The following is an 18,951-nucleotide window of genomic DNA, read 5'->3' as shown; positions in this document are numbered from 1 at the left end:
GTCCGAGCCGGACGTATACGCGGTGTCGTGGCACCTTCCGACCGGCGTCACCTCCGTCTCCTGGCAGGGGCGAGACTGTTTGGGAGCGCTCCCATGCGCGATCGGGATCTTACCGCGCGGCCGTGTGACCAGATAGCTCCTGCCGGTCCACCAGGGATGGCCGAGGGGAACACCCAGCTCGCGACCCCCGCGCCCGGTCCCGCCGATGAAACTTTCGCCACGCCCTAGGGGAGGGAGACGAGGAACCGGTCGAGAGAGGTCTCGCGGGGGCCGGGAAAGACCGGGGACGACTTGAGCACGACGGCGTCGAGGAATCCCTTGGCCGTGGCGGCGAACTCGCGCACGGCATAGACGGAGGTCTTGGCCCCGGGCGGCTGTTGTCGCCGGAGAGCAGCAGGGCCCTGACCCTGCCCGCCCGGTAGAGCTCGGCGGCGATGTCGAGGCGCGTGGCCAGCATCGGCGTGGGGGACCCGTGGTACAGCCCGGCTCCGAGCACCAGGGCCACCGGGGCGGCCGGGACCTTCCCGGTCCACCCTGGGCCCGCGCCGGCCGTCACCCGGTGGCCCATGGTGGACAGCCAGGCCCAGGTCATCGGAGCGAGGGCGAGCACGCTGAGCGTGACGGCCGCGAGGAACGCGCGCCGCCGCGCCGGTCGCGACCAGCGGAAGGGATCGAGCCGCGCCGCCCGTGCCCATCGGGGGACGCGAAGGCGGATCATGGACGGTCAGACGCCCACGACGTCCAGTTCGTCGTGGCCCGACGCGAGCCTGCCCCCAGGGCCGCGCGACCGCATGAGGAAGACCACCCGCAGGGTCGCGATCCAGACGAGCGTCGACCCGAGGACGTGCAGGCCGACGAGGAGCGCCGGCACGGCGAGGAAGTACTGCACGTAGCCGATGACGCCCTGGGCCAGCTCGACGCCGAGCAGGATCAGCGCCCCGCGCCGCGCCCGGCCGGGGGAGTCGGTGACGTGCAGGGCGAACAGCAGCGCGAAGGTCAGCCCGAGCACGACCCACACGGTGTCGGCGTGCAGCCGGGCCATCGTCTCGATGTCGAAGTCGAACCGCGAGGCGGCCTCGTCGCCCGAGTGCGGCCCGGTGCCGGTGACCACCACGCCCGCGATGAGCAGCACCAGCGTCGCGGCCACCAGGACGAAGCCGAGCGTGCGGATGTCGCGGTGGACCAGCCGCCGTGGCGGGGCGTCGCCCTCTCCCGAGCGGGCGTAGAGCGCGAACGCCGCCGCGATCATGCCGATGGACAGCAGGAAGTGGACGCTGACCGTCACCGGATTCAGGAGGCTGCGCACGACCAGGCCGCCCCACAGCGCCTGGACGGCGACGCCGATCGGCTGGATCCAGGCCAGGCGCACCAGGCTGGAACGCCGGGGCGCCACGCGCAGCACCGCGACCACGCAGGCTGCGGCGACGGCGAGGACCAGGAAGGTGAGCAGCCGGTTGCCGAACTCGATCGCCATGTTCACCGGCGAGTGCGCGTCGTGAGCGGCGGGTACGAAGCTGCCGGGAGTGCAGCGAGGCCAGGTGGGGCAGCCGAGGCCCGAACCGGTGAGGCGCACGGCGGCGCCCGTCACGGTGATGCCCGCGTTGACGACCACGGCCGCCAGTGCCCACCGCCTGACGGTGAAGGGCGTGGGGGACCATGCGGAGTGGAACAGGTCGAGCGCGCGGCTCCTGAGCCCGTCGAGGAAGGCGCGCGGCCGCGTGTCCCCGGCGCGGCTCTGGGGCTGGTCTGCTGCGGTCACGGCACTCATCGTAGGCGGGCGGGTCGCCGCCCCGGTCTTTAACCCTCTGCTCCGATGCTGTTGTGACACATGAGGGGGTACAGCGCCTAAAACACCAAAAATCAGGATTGATTGCGCCATTGGATATGTGACATATTACTGACTCGGCGAGCGACTGGCAGGGGTGCGGATGGCCGACGTGGTGGTGGTGGGCGCGGGTGTCGTCGGAGCGGCGTGCGCGTACTTCGCCGCGCGGGCCGGCCTGTCCGTCACCGTGGTGGATCGCGGGCCGGTCGCCGCGGGCACGACCGGAGCGGGCGAGGGCAACCTCCTGGTCTCCGACAAGGAGCCCGGTCCCGAGCTGGAGCTGGCCCTGCTGTCCAACGGCCTCTGGCGCGAGCTGGCCGGCCTCGGCGGATTCGAGTTCGAGCCCAAGGGCGGGCTGGTGGTCGCCGGCACCCCCGAGGTCCTCGACGCCCTGACCCTGCTGGCCAAGGCCCAGGCCGGTGCCGGCGTCGAGCACACGGCCGTGTCCCCGAGCGAGCTTCCCGGCTACGAGCCGCACCTGACCCGCGACCTGGCCGGCGGCGTCTTCTACTCGCAGGACGCCCAGGTCCAGCCCATGCTCGCCGCCGCACGGCTGATCCAGCACGCTCCCGGAGCCACTCTGCGCACGGGGGTGACGGTCACCGGCTTCCTGCGCGACCACGACAGGGTCACCGGGGTCCGCACCGACAAGGGGGACATCCCGGCCGGTGCCGTGGTCAACGCCGCGGGCACCTGGAGCGGCGAGCTGGCCGCGCTCGCCGGGGTCCACCTGCCGATCCTGCCGCGCCGGGGGTTCATCCTGGTCACCGAGCCCATCTCCGGCCGCCTCGGCGTGCCGCTGATCAGGCACAAGGTCTACACCGCCGCCTACGTCACCGATGTGGCGAGCGACTCCGCCGGCCTTTCGGCCAGTGCGGTGATCGAGGGCACCCCCGCGGGCACCGTCCTCATCGGCGCGAGCCGCGAGCGGGTCGGCTTCGACCGGACGACGTCGATCCCGGTGCTGGAGACGCTGGCCCGCCAGGCCGTCACCCTGTTCCCCGTGCTCGCGGACCGCCGCGTGATCAGGACCTACTGCGGCTTCCGGCCGTACTGCCCCGACCACCTGCCCGTGATCGGCGCGGATCCCCGGGCGCCCGGCCTCTTCCACGCCTGCGGGCACGAGGGCGCGGGCATCGGCCTCGCCCCCGCGACCGGCCATCTGATCGCACGGCTGCTCGGCGGCGCGGCCCCCGAACTCGACCTGAGTCCCTTCCGCCCGGAAAGGTTCGCGGCGTGACGACCTCGCCCCACCCCGGACAGCCGGGTACCACCGCCGCGCCGGAGACGGGACCGCCGCACGCCGGCCGCCTCGTCGGCGCGCGGCCCGAGCCCGGCTTCGAGATCACCGTGGACGGGCGCCCCGTCACCGCCGTGCCGGGGCAGACGGTCGGCGCCGTCCTGTACGCCAACGGGATCAGGTCCTGGCGTACGACTCGCTTCGGCGGGCGTCCCCGTGGCCTGTTCTGCGGCATCGGGGTGTGCTTCGACTGCCTGATCACCGTCAACGGCGAGGCGTCCCTGCGCGCCTGCCAGATCGAGGCGCTGCCCGGGGACGAGGTGACGACCGGATGAGACCACCGGATGCCCCGCCGGTGAGGGATCTCGCCGTCGTCGGGGGCGGACCGGCGGGGATGGCCGCCGCCGTCGAGGCGTCCCGCGCCGGGCTGAGCGTCGTGCTGATCGACGCGGCGGCGCGGCTCGGCGGCCAGTACTTCCGGCACGCGCCCCCGGGCTTCCATGCCCGGCGCCCCGGAGCGCTGCATCACGGCTTCACCCGGTTCACCCGGCTGGCGGAGGCTCTGGGCGGGGCGGAGGAGGTGGAACTCCGGCTCGGCCACCGGGTCTGGGCCGTGGAGAAGGTCGCGGCGCACGTCGGCGACGGCACGCCGGTCGGCGCCGGCGACGCCGGCACACCGGCCCGCACCGCCGAGGACGGCGTGGTGGCCGTCCACTGCCTGGCGGGCGCCAGGGATGAGCGGCGCGAGACCGTCCTGGCCCGGCGGTTGCTGATCGCGACCGGCGCGCACGACCGGCCGCTCCCGTTCCCCGGGTGGGACCTTCCCGGCGTGTTCACGGCGGGAGGCGCGCAGGCCCTGCTCAAGGGGGATCTCGTCGTGGCCGGGCGCAGGGTCGTCGTCGCGGGTACCGGGCCGTTCCTGCTTCCCGTCGCGGCCGGACTGGCCGCCGCGGGCGCGGACGTCGCCGGGGTCTTCGAGGCCAACGGCCTGTTCGGCGCCGGCCTCGCCATGATCACCCATCCGGGCAAGCTGGCCCAGGGCGCGGGATACGGCCTCCGCCTGGCCAGGCACCGGGTGCCCCTGGCCGGCCGCCACGCGGTGATCGCCGCGCACGGGCGCGACGAGCTGACCCACGTCACCGTGGCGAGGCTCGACCGCCACTGGGTTCCAGGGCCGAGCCGGGTCATCGAATGCGACGCGCTCGCGGTCGGCTACGGCTTCGTCCCGCAGATCGAGCTCGCCACCCAGCTCGGCTGCGCCACCCACGCCGACAGGGACGGCAGCCCGGTCGTCACCGTGGACGCGGGGATGCGCACCAGCGTCCCTGGCGTCTACGCGGCGGGCGAGCCGACCGGTGTCGGCGGCGCCGACCCGGCCGAGGCCGAGGGCCGGATCGCCGGGCTGGCCGTCGCCGCGGACCTGGGCCGTCCGGTCGCTCCCGTCCACCGCCTGAGGAGGAAGCGGGCCCGGCTCGCCGCGTTCGGCGGGGCGTTGCAGGACGCCTATCCCGTCCGCGAGGGCTGGAAGGGCTGGCTGCGCGACGACACGCTGATCTGCCGCTGCGAGGAAGTGCCCTACGCCCGGATCAAGGAGGCGCGGGCCCTCGGGGCCGTCGACGCCCGCTCGCTGAAACTGCTGGCCCGCCCGGGAATGGGCTGGTGCCAGGGCCGCATGTGCGGCTACGCCGTGGCGTGCCTGGCGGGTGAGGCACAGCAGGCGCCACGCCGGCCGATCGCCCAGCCCGTACGGCTCGGCGACCTAGCAGGACACCCAGAAGGAGAGGACCCCCGATGACGACCCGTGAGAAGCCCTGGCGCGGAGTGATGGTGGCGACGGCGCTGCCACTGCGCGACGACCTGACCGTGGACGAGGAGGGCTACGCGGAGCACTGCCGCCGGCTGGTCGAGCAGGGATGCGACGGTGTGGTCCCCAACGGCTCGCTCGGGGAGTACCAGACGCTGACCCCCGAGGAGCGCGCCCGCGTGGTGGAGACGGCGGTCGCGGCGATCGGCGGCGACCGCGTGATGCCCGGTGTGGCGGCCTACGGCGCGGCCGAGTCACGCCGCTGGGCCGAGCAGGCCGGGGACGCCGGCTGCCAGGTCGTGATGCTGCTCCCGCCGAACGCCTACCGTGCCGACGAACGCGCGGTGCTGGCCCACTACCGGGAGGTCGCCAAGGCGGGCCTTCCGATCGTGGCGTACAACAACCCCTACGACACCAAGGTGGACCTGGTCCCCTCGCTGCTGGCCAGGCTGTTCGACGAGGGCCTGATCGTGGGGGTCAAGGAGTTCACCGGCGACGTGCGCCGGGCGTACGAGATCGCGGAGCTGGCCCCCGGGCTCGACGTGCTGGTGGGGTCGGACGACGTGGTCCTGGAACTGGTCCTCGCGGGGGCGGTGGGCTGGGTCGCCGGATACCCCAACGCGCTGCCCGCCTCCTGCGCGGCGCTGTACCGGGCGGCGGCCGAGGGGGACCTGGCCACCGCGATGCCGTTGTACCGTACGCTGCACCCGTTGCTGCGCTGGGACGCGAAAACCGAGTTCGTCCAGGCCATCAAGCTCTCGATGGACCTCGCCGGCCTGCACGGCGGCCCCTGCCGGCAGCCGCGTGTGCCGCTGTCGGCGGAGCACGAGGCGCTCGTCCGCGCGGCCACGGAAAAGGCGCTGGCCGAAGGGCTGCGGTGAGGTCATGGTGAGATCGAGGCACATCTACCACGTGGTCGACTCGCACACCGAGGGGATGCCCACCCGGGTCGTCACCGGGGGAGTGGGCGTCATCCCGGGCACGAGCATGGCCGAGCGCAGGGAGCACTTCCTGGCGAACCTCGACCACATCCGCAAGCTGCTGATGTACGAGCCGCACGGCCACTCGGCGATGAGCGGCGCGATCCTGCAGCCCCCGACCCGCCCGGACGCCGACTACGGAGTGCTCTTCATCGAGGTGTCCGGATGCCTGCCGATGTGCGGCCACGGCACCATCGGGGTCGCCACGGTGCTGGTGGAGACCGGGATGGTGCGGGTCACCGAGCCCGTCACGACCGTGCGGCTCGACACCCCGGCCGGGCTCGTGGTGGCCTCGGTCCAGGTGGAGGACGGCGCGGCGCGGGCGGTGACGATCGAGAACGTGCCGTCGTTCAGCGTCGGGCTCGACCGTACGGTCAAGGTGCCCGGCATCGGCGAGGTGACCTACGACCTGGCGTACGGCGGCAACTTCTACGCGATCCTGCCGATCGAGTCGGTGGGGCTGACGTTCGAGCGCTCGCAGGGCCAGCGGATCCTCGAGGCCGGGCTGGCGATCTCGGCGGCGATCAACGAGGCGGACGAGCCGGTCCATCCGCTCGACGAGGGTATCCGCGGCTGCCACCACGTCCAGTTCCTCGCTCCGGGGTCGGACGCCCGGCTCTCGCGCCACGCGATGGCCATCCATCCCGGCTGGTTCGACCGCTCGCCCTGCGGCACGGGCACCAGCGCCCGCATGGCGCAGCTCCACGCCAGGGGTGAGCTGGGGCTGGGTGAGGACTTCGTCAACGAGTCGTTCATCGGCACCCGCTTCACCGGGCGGCTGGTCGAGCGGACCGAGGTGGCGGGGCGCGTGGCCGTCGTCCCGACGATCACGGGCAGAGCGTGGGTGACCGGCACGGCGCAGCACTTCCTCGATCCGACCGATCCCTTCCCCGAGGGGTTCCTGCTGTGACGCCTGCCGCGGCCCGGGGGGCTCAAGAGGCGGGCCTTGCGGGCCGGGTCTTGCCATCTGATCAATGCATGACGTGGACTAGGTTTCCGTGTAGCGGGATACATGGCACCCCGCTCCGGAGCCGTCCCACCTTGAAGTTGGAGAGGGATTCACGATGAGCGTTGTCGAAAGCCGGTCCCCCCAGAACCCGGGCGACGTGGTCGCCGGCGTCCCGGCCGCCGGGGCCTCGGGCGTCACCGAGGCGGTGCGCCGGGCGCGGGCCGTGCAGGGGCGGTGGGGCAAGGCGAACGCCGCGGAGCGCGCGACCGCGCTGGCGGCGGCGGCCGAGAAGGTGGCCGCGGCGGCGGACGAGCTGGCCGCGCTGGTCGTCCGGGAGGTCGGCAAGCCGGTCACCGAGGCGAAGGGCGAGGTGGCGCGGTCGGTCGCGATCCTGCGCTACTACTCCCAGCAGGTCTTCGACCCCATCGGCGCGATGCACGAGCCGTCGGGCGCCGGGCTGGCCTACACCCGCAGGCGCCCGCGCGGCGTGGCCGGGCTGATCACGCCATGGAACTTCCCGCTGGCCATCCCCCTGTGGAAGGCGGCGCCGGCCCTCGCCTTCGGCAACGCCGTCGTGCTCAAGCCCGCGCCGCAGGCCCTCGGCTGCGCGTTGCGCCTGGCCGAGCTGCTGGGCCTTCCCGAGGACCTGTTCCAGATCGTCGCCGGCGACGCCGAGGAGGGCGGGGCGCTGGTCGAGGCGGCCGACGTCGTGTCCTTCACCGGCTCGGCCGCCGTGGGGCGCAAGGTGAGCGTGGCGGCGGCCGGCCGGGGCGTGCAGGTGCAGGCCGAGATGGGCGGTCAGAACGCCAGCATCGTCCTCGACGACGCCAACCTCGAGACGGCGGCGGCGCAGATCGCCGCCGCCGCGTTCGGGTACGCCGGGCAGAAGTGCACCGCCACCAAGCGGGTCATCACGGTGGGCAACGCCAGGGAGGTCCGCGAGGCGCTGCTGGCCGCGGTCGCCAAGCTCGGCGTCGGCGACCCGGCCGACCCGGGCACCGCCGTGGGCCCGCTGATCGAGGAGGCCGCCCGTGACCGGGTGGTGTCGGCCACGGCCGGCGGCCGGGTCCTCACCGGCGGCGAGGCGCTCGACCGGGACGGCTGGTACGCCGCGCCCACGCTGGTGGACAGGGTGCCCGCCGACCATGTGCTCGCCTGCGACGAGGTGTTCGGGCCGATCTGCCTGGTGCAGGACGCGAGCTCGGTGGACGAGGCGGTCGCGCTGGCCAACGGGGTGGCGTACGGACTGGCCTCCGCGGTCTACACGCGCGACCTGGACCGGGCGCTCGACGTCTCGGCGCGGCTGGACACCGGGCTGGTCAAGGTCAACAGCCCGACGAGCGGTGTGGACTTCTACCTGCCCTTCGGCGGCGAGAAGGACTCCAGCTACGGCCCGCGCGAGCAGGGCAAGGCGGCCCAGGAGTTCTACACCTCCACCCACACCGTCGCCCTCGGCCCCGCCGGGAGCTGACCGCACCCCGGGGCGTCTCCGGGAAAACCGGGAGGCGCCCCCACCGGCATGCCCCATCGGTGGGCCCGTGATCGGCCCGTCCGATGACTTTGTCCGTTCTCACCTGCTTCGCGGGGTGTTGACGGGCTGCTACCGACCTTCTAACGGTCTGGTCTCGGGCCTTGACGGTGGCTTTTAGGTGCATGTGCAATGTCACACACCATGCTGGGACAGCGTTGTTTCGCTAGGAGATGCAAGATGGGCAAATCCCGAATAGCCGTGATCTGTTCGCTCGCGACCGCCGTGAGCATGCTGACGGCCGGCTGTGGCCAGGGCCTCCTCGGCGGCGGCTCGGACGCCGGGGGCGACAAGGGTCCCATTCCCCTGGGAATGCTGATCCCGCAGTCCGGCAGCGAGGCGGCCATCGGCCCGTATATGAAGAACGCCGCCCAGTTCGCGGTGGACGAGATCAACGGCAAGGGCGGCGTCCTGGGCCGCAAGCTGGAGCTCAAGGTCGCGGACGACGCCTGCGACGCCCAGACGGCCGTCGCCGGCGCCAACAAGCTGGTCACCCAGGGCATCAAGATCTCCGTGGGCGGCTACTGCTCCGGCGCCACGCTCCCCACCCTGCCGGTCTTCGGCAAGGCGAACATCCCTATGATCATCCCTGCGGCCAACTCGCAGGAACTGGTCGATCAGCACCTCAAGCACGTCTTTCTGATCAACGGCACCGGCTCGCAGCAGGCGACCGCCGCCATGGCCTGGATCACCAAGCAGGGCGCCAAGAGCGTCGCGCTCGTGCACGACAACACCAGCTACTCCAAGGACATCGCGGTCAGGACGCAGCAGCTCTTGGACGCCCCCGGCGGCGCCGAGACCGCGCTCCTCGAAGCGGTGACGCCCAAGGAGAGCGACTACAGCGCGAACATCAACAACATCCTCGCCAAGAAGCCGGACTTCGTCTACTGGACCGGCTACTTCCAGGAGGGCGGCCTGATCATCCGGCAGCTCCGCCAGGCCGGGTACAAGGGCGGCATCATGGTCGGCGACGGCTCGGTGTCGGAGAAGCTGGCGGAGATCGCCGGTAGCGAGGCGGGCGAGGGCGTGTTCGCCACGATGACCCAGACCCCCGAGACGCTCCAGGGCGCCGAGGGCTGGATCGACAGCTACACGAAGAAGTACGGCGCCGGCCCCGGCCCCTACTCCAACCAGGCCTACGACGCCGTGCGGCTCGCCGCCGAGGCGGTCAAGCAGGCCGGGTCCACCGACGGCGCGAAGGTCATCGCCGCGCTGGAGGGCATCAACGGCTTCCAGATGTTCTCCGGCCCGCTGAAGTTCACCGCCGACCACACCCTGGCCACCGGCGGCTTCCAGATCCTGGTCGTCAAGTCCGGCAAGTTCGCCCTCCAGGACGCCCTGAAGTGACCTTGCGCGCCTCTCTTCCCGGAACGGCTCGCATCCCCTCCCCGCGTACCCGGCGCCCGCGTGCGGGCGCCGGCCGTTCCGGCTCCCCGGCCGCCACCGGCCGCCCCATCCCGGCACGCGCCTCCGGTGGCTCCGGCTCCAAAGGAAACCTGACATGTCACAGCTGATCTGGAACGGGCTGTTCGTCGGCTCGTTCTACGCGCTGGTGGCGTTGGGCTACAGCATGGTCTACGGGATCATGAAGCTGCTCAACTTCGCCCACGGCGACATCTACATGCTCGGCGCCTTCACCGGATTCGCCATCCTCGGCGCGGTCGGCGGCATCTCGCCGGGCATGGCACTTCCCCTGCTCCTCGGCGTGCTCCTCCTGACGATGGTGGTCACCGGCCTGTCCGGCGTCGTCATCGAACGGGTCGCCTACCGTCCGCTGCGCAACGCGCCACGGCTGTCGCTGCTCATCACCGCCGTCGGCGCGTCGTTCGCGCTGGAGTACGGCATGCGGGCCGCCGCCGGGGCCGACCCGCAGGTCTATCCGGTACGGCTCGGCGGCACCTCGGTCGAGGTGCTGGGCGCCCGGATCACCCTCCAGCAGCTCGCGCTCATCATCGTGGCCGTGGTGCTCATGGTAGGGCTGAACCTGCTGGTCACCCGGACCCGTGAGGGCCGGGCGATGCGGGCCATCGCGCTCGACCCGCGCACCAGCGCGCTGATGGGCATCGACGTCAACTCGGTCATCTCCCGGACGTTCTTCCTCGGATCGGCCCTCGCGGGCGCGGCCGGGGTGATGGCCGGCGCCTACTACGGGAAGATCGACTTCCTGATGGGCTTCCTCATCGGGCTCAAGGCGTTCACCTCCGCGGTCATCGGCGGCATCGGCAACATCCCCGGCACCATGCTCGGCGGCCTGCTGCTCGGCCTGCTGGAGTCCTTCGGCACCTACTGGCTCGGCGGCGAATGGCGGGACGTGTTCGCGTTCGGGGTACTGATCCTGTTCCTGTCCGTGCGGCCCACCGGCCTGCTCGGCGAGCGCGTGACGGAACGCGTATGACGGCCCGCACGGGGGCCCGTGGTCCCGCCACGGCACCGGGCCGCGCGGCCTCCTGGCTGCTCGACAGCAAGTGGGCGGGGCTCGTGGGCCTGACCCTCGCCCTGCTCGCGCCGTTCGTGATCGCCACACCGTACGCGCTGTCTGTCATGACCAGTGCGGCGATCTTCGTGATGCTGGCCTCGGGGCTGAACATCGTGGTCGGCTTCTGCGGGCTGCTCGACCTCGGATACGTCGCCTTCTTCGCCGTCGGGGCGTACACGAGCGGCGTGCTCAGCACGCGGTTCGGGCTGCCGCTGCTGGTGACGGTGCCCGCCGTCATCGCGGTCACCGTGGTCGCGGGCATCGTGATCGGCGCACCCACGCTGCGGCTGCGCAGCGACTACCTGGCGATCGTCACGCTGGGCTTCGGCGAGATCATCCGCATCACGGCCAACAACCTGGACGTCACCGGAGGCCCCTCGGGGATCTACGGCATCCCCAGCCTGACCGGCAGCCCGGTCGTGTTCTACTACCTGACCGTGGTGATCGTCTCGATCGCCGTGATCGGGGCCTCGCGGCTCGGGCGGTCCCGGCTCGGGCGGGCCTGGCGGTTCGTCCGCGAGGACGAGGACGCCGCGGAGGCCATGGGCGTGCACACCTACAAGGTCAAGCTGGCGGCCTACATCGCCGGCGCGATCTGGGGCGGCCTGGCCGGAGTGCTGTTCGCCGGGCAGCTGTCCGCGATCTCCCCGGGCAGCTTCACGTTCCTGCAGTCGGCTCTCGTGCTGATGGCCGTGGTGCTGGGCGGCATGGGCTCGACTCCCGGCGTGGTCATCGGCGCCATCGTCATCAGCGTGCTCCCCGAGGTGCTGCGCGACTTCGCCGACTACCGGTTCTTCGCCTTCGGCGTGCTGCTCATCATCGTCATGCTGGTCCGCCCGCAAGGACTGTGGCCGCACCGCTCCCGGGAGGCGAGCTCATGAGCCTGCTGTCGGTCGAGGACCTGCGGCTGTCCTTCGGCGGCCTGCTGGCCATCGACGGCCTGTCGTTCTCCGTCGGGGAAGCCGAGATCGTCTCGGTCATCGGTCCCAACGGCGCGGGGAAGACCTCCGCCTTCAACTGCGTGACCGGGTTCTACCGGCCCACCGCCGGGCGGATCACCCTGAAGGGCCGCCAGATCAACGGCATGCGGCCCTCCAGGATCGCCGGTCTCGGCGTCGCCCGGACGTTCCAGAACCTGCGGCTGTTCGGCGAGATGTCGGTGCTGGACAACGTCCGGGCGGGAGCCCACCTGCGGCTCAGGCAGAACTTCGTCGACGCGCTGCTGCACACGCCGCGCTACCGGCGAACCGAGCGTGAGTGCACAGAAACGGCCCACCACTGGCTCGACTTCGTCGGCCTGCGCGGCGACCGCTTCGGTGAGGCGCGTGCCCTGCCGTACGGCGAGCAGCGCCGGGTGGAGATCGCCCGCGCGCTGGCCCGCAAGCCGGATTTGCTGCTGCTCGACGAGCCCGCGGCCGGGCTCAACCACGGCGAGAAGGCCGAGATGCTCGGCCTGATCCGCAGGATCCGCGAGCTGGGCATCGCCACCGTGCTGATCGAGCACGACATGGGGCTGGTCATGGAGGTGTCCGAGCGCGTGGTCGTGCTCAACTTCGGTCGCGAGATCGCCGACGGCCGCCCCGAGGACGTGCGCCGCGACCCCGGCGTCATCGAGGCCTACCTCGGCAAGGACGACGAGGAGGACCGACCGGCCGACCCCGACGCCGACGCCGGAACCCCGGAGTCGGCCGGATCTTCCGCGGACGCCGGATCTTCCGCGGGCGCCGGATCTTCCGCGGGCGCCGGATCTTCCGCGGGCGCCGGATCTTCCGCGGACGACGGCGCGGACGCGGACGCCAGGACCGGGGGAGGCGACGATGGCAGGGCTTGAGATCGACGCGCTGGACGTCCACTACGGCGGCGTGCACGCCCTGCGCGGGATGTCGCTCACCGTCCAGGACGGTGAGATCGTCGCCCTGCTGGGCAACAACGGCGCCGGCAAGACGACCACGCTGTCCGCCGTGTCGGGCCTCGTACGGCCCACCTCCGGAAAGGTGGTCTTCGACGGCAGGGAGGTGACCCGGACCAAACCCGAGGCCATCGTCAAGGCCGGCCTGGTCCACGTCCCCGAGGGGCGCCGGGTCTTCAGCACGCTCACCGTGCACGAGAACCTCCAGATCGGCGGCTATCTCGTCCGCGACCAGGCGGAGATCCGCAAGCGCATCGACCGGGTGTACGCCCTGCTGCCGCGCCTCGCCGAGCGGCGGTCGCAGCAGGGCGGCACGCTGTCGGGCGGAGAGCAGCAGATGCTCGCCATCGGCCGCGCGCTGGTCTCAGGACCCCGGCTGCTGCTCCTCGACGAGCCCTCGATGGGGCTGGCGCCGCTCGTGGTCGCCTCCGTCATGGAACTCGTCCGCGAGGTCAACGCCGAGGGCGTCTCCGTGCTGCTGGTCGAGCAGAACGCCAAGGCGGCGCTGAAGATCGCCCATCGGGGGTACGTGATCGAGAACGGTGAGTGCGTCCTCGACGGCTCGGCGGCGGAGCTTCGGGGCGACTCCCGGGTCGTCGAGGCCTACCTGGGCGGGCTCTGATGGCGGGTGTGACGCGGATCGGCGACCAGGAACGTCCCGGACGCGCGTCCGGTGCGGCGGGCGGTCCGGTCGAGATCCATACCACCGACTACCACACCGGCGGCGAGCCGTTCCGCATCGTCACAGGCCCGGAGATCCCCGGGGCCACGGTCCTCGAACGCCGTGCCAACGCTTCCGCACCCGAGATCGACCGGGTGCGGAGGCTGCTCTGCCACGAGCCGCGCGGCCATGCCGACATGTACGGATGCTTCCTGGTCCCGCCCGACGACGAGGGCGCCCACCTGGGGGTGCTGTTCTGGCACAAGGACGGCTACTCCACCGCCTGCGGGCACGGCACGATCGCGCTCGGCGTCCACGCGGTGGAGTCCGGCCTGGTCGAGGCCGATCCCGACGGGGACACCGACGTGGTCGTGGACGTGCCCTCCGGCCGGGTCACGGCCCGGGTCCGCCGCCGCGGCGGGGTCATCGAGTCGGTGACGTTCCGGAACGTTCCCTCCCACGTCACCGCGCGGAACGTGCCGGTGACCGCCGTCGTCGCCGGCGCCCCGATCGAGGTCACGGTCGACGTCGCCTACGGCGGGGCCATGTACGCCTGCGTCCCGGCCGCGGCCTTCGGGCTGGCGGTGGAGCCGCGGCACCTCACCGGCCTGATCGCGCTGGGGCGGTCGATCAAGGCCTCGCTCGCCGGCCATCCGGCCGCCCGGCATCCCGCCGACGACCGGCTCTCCGGGATCTACGGAGTGATCTTCTATGACGAGCTGGGACCGGGGCGCCAGCGCAACGTCACCGTGTTCGCCGATGGCGAGGTGGATCGTTCCCCCTGCGGCTCGGGGACGGCGGCCAGGCTCGCCTTGCTGCACGAAGCCGGGTTCACCGGTGAGCTGACCCACGAGAGCATCGTGGGCTCGGTCTTCACCGGCAGGGTCGCGGAGGTGCGCGGCGATGCGGTGATCCCCGAGATCACCGGGATGGCCTACCGCACCGGCGCGCACCGGTTCACCCTCGACCCGCGCGACCCCATCGGCCCGGGGTTCACGCTGCGATGAACGCGCTGCCGTACATCGACGGGGACACCCTTCGCCGGCTCGTGCCGGTGGAGCGGGCCGTGGAGGCGCTCTGCGAGGCGCTCCGCGAAGGGCTCGACCCCGAGGACAGCCCGCTGCGCCCGGTCGTCGACGTGCCGGCCGGGCAACTGCTGCTCATGCCCGCCGCGTACGGGGGCCACACGGGGATCAAGGTGGCGAGCGTCGCCCCGGGAAACCCCGCGAGGGGGCTGCCCCGCATCCAGGGCACCTACCTGCTGCTCGACGGCCCCACCCTCACGCCGCTGGCCGCCATGGACGGCGTCGCGCTGACCTCGCTGCGCACTCCGGCCGTCTCGGCGCTCGCCGTGCGGCACCTGGCACGCCCGGACGCGCGGTCGCTCACGGTGTTCGGCACCGGGCCGCAGGCATGGGGCCACGTCGAGGCGCTGCGCGCGGTGCGGCCCATCGAGCACGTCACCGTCGTGGCCAGGAACCGGGCACGAGCCCACGACTTCGCCGCACGCTGCCGCGCCCTGGGCCTTCGGGCGGCGGCGGCCCAAGCGTGGGGGACGGCGGCCGATCCGGAGGGGCCGGCGGGCGGCCCTTCGGCGACGGCGGGCGTTCCGGCCGAGGTGGCGGCGGCCGTGGCGTCGGCGGATGTGATCGCGTGCTGCACCAGTGCCCGGGAGCCGCTGTTCCCCGGCGCCCTCGTGGCCGCGGGCGCCACCGTGGTCGTGGTGGGCTCGCACGAGCCCGGCGCCCGGGAGATCGACGACGACCTGGTGGCCCGTGCCACCGTGGTGGTCGAGTCCCGGTCGGCCGCGCTGGCGGAGGCGGGCGATCTCATCATGCCCATCCGGTCAGGAGCGATCTCCGGCGACCATCTGGCCGGTAATCTCGCGGACCTGGTGGCCGGGGCCGTCGAGCCGGGCCCCGGGCCGCGCGTCTTCAAGAGCGTGGGCATGGCCTGGGAGGATCTGGTCGTGGCGGCAGCCGTCCATGACGCGTGGGCGGGCCGATGAGCCTGGGGAGGGATGCCGGCATGGCGAGCGGGTCCGAGGCGGGGCCGGGCGTGAGCGAGGCGGGCAGGCTCGACCTGCCGGTCATGACCGGCCGCCAGAGCCTGCGCGAGCAGGTGGCGCAGGCTCTGCGCGACGCGCTGGTCGCCGCCGAGATGCGCCCCGGCGTCGTGTACTCCGCTCCGGTCCTCGCCGCGCAGTTCGGCGTGTCCGCCACCCCCGTACGGGAGGCGATGCTCGACCTGGCCAAGGAAGGCCTGGTCGAGGCCGTGCGCAACAAGGGTTTCCGGGTCACCGAGCTGTCGGAGCGCGACCTCGACGAGCTCACCGAGATCCGCAAGCTGCTGGAGGTCCCGACCGTCGCCCGCCTCGCCGACGCCGCCCGCGTAGCTGACTTCGAGCAGTTGCGGCCGGTCGCCGAGGAGATCGTCTCGGCGGCCGAGCGCGGCGACCTGCTGGCCTACGTCAACGCCGACCTGCGCTTCCACGTGGAGCTGCTGGCGCTGGCGGGGAACGCGCACCTGGTCGAGGTCGCGCGCGACCTGCGCTACCGGGCGCGGCTGTACGGCCTGAAGTCCATGTCCGAACGCGGCACGCTCGCCGACTCCGCCCGCGAGCACCTCGACATCCTGGACGCCCTGATCCGTGGCGACGCGGACGCGGCCAGGCGCATCATGGACCACCACATCCAGCACGTCCGGGGCATCTGGGCCGACCGCCCCGAATGACCCCGCGGGGTCAGTTCTGCAGCGGACTTCTGTACCGGCGAGGCGGCTAGGTCGAGGTGCGGGTGGCGCCGACCGAGGCGACGACCACGCAGCCGATGGCGGCCCACTCGCGCACGTCCAGGAACTCGCCGAGGATCAGCAGGCCCACCAGGGCGGCCGCGGCCGGTTCGAGGCTCATCAGGATGCCGAAGACGCGTTTGGGCATCGTGCGCAGGGCCTCCAGCTCCAGGCTGTAGGGGATCACCGAGGACAGCAGGCCGACGCCGGCGCCGAGCAGGATCAACTCGGGGCTGAGCAGGCCGGCGCCGCCCGTCGTGGCCCCGATCGGCGCGATCACGACGACTGCGACGATCATGGCGAAGGACAGTCCCGTCGTCCCGGGGAACCGCCCGCCCACGGCGGCCGACAGCAGGATGTAGCCCGCCCAGCAGGCGCCGGCGAGCGCGGCGAAGCCGATGCCCACCCAGCTGATGTCGCCGCCCTCGCCCCAGGGTGCCAGCAGGGCGATGCCGGCGGCCGCCAGCACCACCCACAGCAGGTCCAGGCGACGGCGGGACGCCGCGACCGCGACCCCGAGCGGGCCGAGGAACTCGATGGTCACGCAGATGCCCATCGGCAGCCGGGCGAGCCCTTCGTAGAACGAGAGGTTCATCAGGCCGAGCGTCACGCCGAAGGCGAGCCCGACGCCGAGGTCCCGGCGGGTCATGCCCCGCAGCCGCGGCCGGGCCACGACGCCGAGGATCACCGCTCCCGTCGCGATGCGCAGGAACACCACCGCGCTGGGCGGCAACTGCGTGAACAGGTTCTTGGCCAGGCCCGCGCCGATCTGCACCGACAGGATCGCGAGCAGCACCAGCCCGGACGGGGGCACGGCGCCGGTGGCCGTCCGTAGGAGGGCTCCGGGCCGGATGCGGTCCGGGCGGTACGGCCCTGCGGAGGCGGACGCCGACGTCGCGGTCATCGAGTTCTTCTCGCGTTCCTCGCACGTGCTCGTGCGCTCGGGGGAAGGGGAGGTCGGGGCGTGCGCGGGTCAAAGGGCGCGGGACGGCGGTCCCGGGACGGAGGAGGTCACTCCCAGCGGAAGAAGCGCGAGGCGAGGCCGAGGGTCACGGCCGTCCAGACCAGCAGCACCAGCAGGTCACGGACCGGCAGCCCGCTCCCATGTGCCAGCACCGAGCGCAGCCCGTCGGTCAGCGCCGTGATCGGCAGCAGATCGACCACGGCCCGTACCGCGTGCGGGAACGCCGTCACCGGGACGACCACCCCGCCGAGGCCGAGCAGCACCAGGTAGACCAGGTTCGCGGCGGCGAGGGTGGCCTCCGCGCGCAGCGTGCCCGCCATGAGCAGGGCCAGCCCGCTGAAGGCCGCCGTGCCGGCGAGGACCAGCGCCACGGCCCAGAGCGGGTCGCCCTGGGGACGCCAGCCCATCGCGAGCGCCACCGCGGCGATGACGACGATCTGGAGCGCCTCCACGGTGATCACCGCGAGGGTCTTGGCGAGCAGCAGCCCCGAGCGTGACAGAGGGGTGGCGCCGAGGCGTTTGAGCACTCCGTACCGCCGCTCGAACCCCGTGCCGATCGCCTGTCCGGTGAACGCGGTGGACATGATCGCGAGCGCCAGCACGCCGGGGGCGACGAAGTCGACCCGCCTGCCCGGCACCTCCAGCAGCGGGATGGCGGAGAAGCCGACCAGCACGAGAATGGGGATGATCAAGGTGAGCAGCAGCTGCTCCCCGTTCCGCAGCACCGACCGCACCTCGGCTCCGGCCTGGGCGAGGACCATGCGGCGCAGGGGCGCGGCCCCGGGCGACGGCGTGAGATCAAGGGCGGCGGTCACCGCAGTTCCCTTCCGGTGAGCTCGAGGAAGACGTCCTCCAGGGTGCGGCGCTCCACGCTGAGGTCGTCGGCGGTGACGCCCTCGGCGGCGCACCAGGCGGTGACGGTGCCGAGGAGCTCGGGGCCGACGTGTCCCTCGATGACGTAGTGGCCGCTCGGGGACTCCTTGGCGGCGCTGCCCGCGGGGAGGGCGGTGAGCAGCTCGTCGAGACCGAGCCCGGGCCGCGCGCGGAAGCGGAGCTGCCGCTCGGCGCCCGTGAGCGTCTGCGGGCTGCCCTCGGCCACGATCCTGCCCCGATCGATGATCACGACCTTGTCGGCCAGCTTCTCGGCCTCGTCCATGTGGTGGGTGGTCAGCACCGTGGCCACCCCCTTGGCGCGCAGCTCGCGCACGATCCCCCAGCAGGCGTGCCTGGCCTGCGGGTCGAGGCCCGCGGTCGGCTCGTCGAGGAAGACCAGCTCCGGCCGCCCGACGATGGCGGCGGCGAGGGACAACCGCTGCTGCTGCCCCCCGGACAGCCGGCGGTAGGGGGTGCGGGCGTGCTCGGTGAGGCCGAGCCGGTCGAGAAGGGCGCCGGGGTCGAGCGGGTGGGCGTGGAAGCGGGAGACCAGCCGCAGCCACTCACCGGCACGGACGGCCGGAGGCACGCCGCCGGACTGGAGCATCACCCCGACCCGGGGCTTGAGCTCGGCCGCCTGGCGTATCGGATCGAGCCCGAGGACCCGGACGGTGCCGCCGTCGGCCTTCCTGAACCCCTCACAGATCTCGACCGTGGAGGTCTTCCCGGCGCCGTTCGGGCCGAGGATCGCGGTGACCGCGCCACGGCCGGCGTCCAGGGTCAGCCCGTCGATCGCGACAGTGCGGCCGTATCGCTTGACCAAATCGGTGAGCGCGACGGCTGGGGAGTCCATGGTGACGAGTTTAGGGACCACGCCGGGTGGTTCTTTCGGCGGACCATGACCCCTCGTGCCGGGTGGCGGCAAAGGCCGGGGCGGTCATCGCCGGGGCGG

At 72.6% G+C, this 18,951-nt stretch carries 18 protein-coding genes; 14 read left to right on the top strand and 4 right to left on the bottom strand.

Going from position 1 to position 18,951, the window contains the following annotated elements; genetic code table 11:
* Positions 1-724: 724 nt before the first annotated feature.
* Positions 725-1,759 (bottom strand): COX15/CtaA family protein, encoded by a 1,035-nt coding sequence (locus tag ABD810_RS25170; protein WP_344945223.1) that lies wholly within the window; start codon positions 1,757-1,759, stop codon positions 725-727.
* A gap of 169 nt (positions 1,760-1,928) precedes the next feature.
* On the opposite strand from ABD810_RS25170, the gene ABD810_RS25165 reads away from it, so the two are divergent.
* The 14 genes from ABD810_RS25165 (at position 1,929) to ABD810_RS25100 (ending at position 16,105) form a co-directional block, all read left to right on the top strand.
* Entirely contained in the window at positions 1,929-3,065 is a 1,137-nt protein-coding gene (locus ABD810_RS25165; protein ID WP_344945220.1) for an NAD(P)/FAD-dependent oxidoreductase, read from the top strand.
* Positions 3,062-3,400 carry a (2Fe-2S)-binding protein gene (locus ABD810_RS25160; RefSeq protein WP_344945218.1) on the top strand — a complete coding sequence of 113 codons (339 nt, stop codon included), beginning with the start codon at positions 3,062-3,064 and terminating at the stop codon, positions 3,398-3,400. The genes ABD810_RS25165 and ABD810_RS25160 overlap by 4 nt, the downstream gene beginning before the upstream one ends.
* Entirely contained in the window at positions 3,397-4,860 is a 1,464-nt protein-coding gene (locus ABD810_RS25155; RefSeq protein ID WP_344945215.1) for an FAD-dependent oxidoreductase, read from the top strand. The genes ABD810_RS25160 and ABD810_RS25155 overlap by 4 nt, the downstream gene beginning before the upstream one ends.
* Positions 4,857-5,750, top strand: coding sequence for a dihydrodipicolinate synthase family protein (locus ABD810_RS25150; RefSeq protein ID WP_344945212.1), 894 nt, complete (start codon positions 4,857-4,859; stop codon positions 5,748-5,750). The genes ABD810_RS25155 and ABD810_RS25150 overlap by 4 nt, the downstream gene beginning before the upstream one ends.
* Positions 5,751-5,757: 7 nt before the next feature.
* Positions 5,758-6,759 (top strand): proline racemase family protein, encoded by a 1,002-nt coding sequence (locus tag ABD810_RS25145; protein WP_344945440.1) that lies wholly within the window; start codon positions 5,758-5,760, stop codon positions 6,757-6,759.
* 154 nt (positions 6,760-6,913) lie between these two features.
* A complete protein-coding gene (locus ABD810_RS25140; RefSeq protein WP_344945209.1) occupies positions 6,914-8,269 on the top strand; it encodes an aldehyde dehydrogenase family protein in 1,356 nt (451 codons plus the stop codon).
* A gap of 237 nt (positions 8,270-8,506) precedes the next feature.
* Positions 8,507-9,673 (top strand): branched-chain amino acid ABC transporter substrate-binding protein, encoded by a 1,167-nt coding sequence (locus tag ABD810_RS25135; RefSeq protein WP_344945207.1) that lies wholly within the window; start codon positions 8,507-8,509, stop codon positions 9,671-9,673.
* A gap of 154 nt (positions 9,674-9,827) precedes the next feature.
* On the top strand, positions 9,828-10,721 hold the full coding sequence (locus tag ABD810_RS25130) for a branched-chain amino acid ABC transporter permease (RefSeq protein WP_344945205.1): 894 nt from the start codon (positions 9,828-9,830) through the stop codon (positions 10,719-10,721).
* Positions 10,718-11,683, top strand: coding sequence for a branched-chain amino acid ABC transporter permease (locus tag ABD810_RS25125; RefSeq protein WP_344945202.1), 966 nt, complete (start codon positions 10,718-10,720; stop codon positions 11,681-11,683). The genes ABD810_RS25130 and ABD810_RS25125 overlap by 4 nt, the downstream gene beginning before the upstream one ends.
* Positions 11,680-12,633, top strand: coding sequence for an ABC transporter ATP-binding protein (locus ABD810_RS25120; protein WP_344945199.1), 954 nt, complete (start codon positions 11,680-11,682; stop codon positions 12,631-12,633). Before ABD810_RS25125 ends, ABD810_RS25120 begins: the two co-directional genes overlap by 4 nt.
* Positions 12,620-13,333, top strand: coding sequence for an ABC transporter ATP-binding protein (locus tag ABD810_RS25115; RefSeq protein WP_344945196.1), 714 nt, complete (start codon positions 12,620-12,622; stop codon positions 13,331-13,333). Before ABD810_RS25120 ends, ABD810_RS25115 begins: the two co-directional genes overlap by 14 nt.
* Positions 13,333-14,379, top strand: a complete 1,047-nt coding sequence (locus ABD810_RS25110) for a proline racemase family protein (RefSeq protein WP_344945194.1) — start codon at positions 13,333-13,335, stop codon at positions 14,377-14,379. The genes ABD810_RS25115 and ABD810_RS25110 overlap by 1 nt, the downstream gene beginning before the upstream one ends.
* Positions 14,376-15,380 carry an ornithine cyclodeaminase family protein gene (locus ABD810_RS25105; RefSeq protein ID WP_344945192.1) on the top strand — a complete coding sequence of 335 codons (1,005 nt, stop codon included), beginning with the start codon at positions 14,376-14,378 and terminating at the stop codon, positions 15,378-15,380. Before ABD810_RS25110 ends, ABD810_RS25105 begins: the two co-directional genes overlap by 4 nt.
* Positions 15,381-15,400: 20 nt before the next feature.
* Positions 15,401-16,105: a GntR family transcriptional regulator gene (locus ABD810_RS25100; RefSeq protein ID WP_344945189.1), complete on the top strand. Its 705-nt coding sequence runs from the start codon at positions 15,401-15,403 to the stop codon at positions 16,103-16,105.
* Between the two features lie 46 nt (positions 16,106-16,151).
* On the opposite strand, the gene ABD810_RS25095 is transcribed toward ABD810_RS25100, so the two are convergent.
* From ABD810_RS25095 to ABD810_RS25085, 3 genes are all read right to left on the bottom strand, one after another.
* Positions 16,152-17,066, bottom strand: coding sequence for an EamA family transporter (locus tag ABD810_RS25095; RefSeq protein WP_344945186.1), 915 nt, complete (start codon positions 17,064-17,066; stop codon positions 16,152-16,154).
* A 107-nt stretch (positions 17,067-17,173) separates the two neighbouring features.
* Entirely contained in the window at positions 17,174-17,887 is a 714-nt protein-coding gene (locus tag ABD810_RS25090; RefSeq protein ID WP_344945437.1) for an ABC transporter permease, read from the bottom strand.
* Between the two features lie 50 nt (positions 17,888-17,937).
* Positions 17,938-18,852: an ABC transporter ATP-binding protein gene (locus ABD810_RS25085; RefSeq protein ID WP_344945434.1), complete on the bottom strand. Its 915-nt coding sequence runs from the start codon at positions 18,850-18,852 to the stop codon at positions 17,938-17,940.
* Positions 18,853-18,951: the final 99 nt, after the last annotated feature.

The organism is Sphaerisporangium flaviroseum, from assembly GCF_039537005.1.
In the GTDB taxonomy this organism is placed as follows: Bacteria; Actinomycetota; Actinomycetes; order Streptosporangiales; family Streptosporangiaceae; genus Sphaerisporangium; species Sphaerisporangium flaviroseum.
The sequence above is the reverse complement of the archived record's forward strand: the minus strand, read 5'-3'. Positions and strand labels throughout refer to the sequence as shown.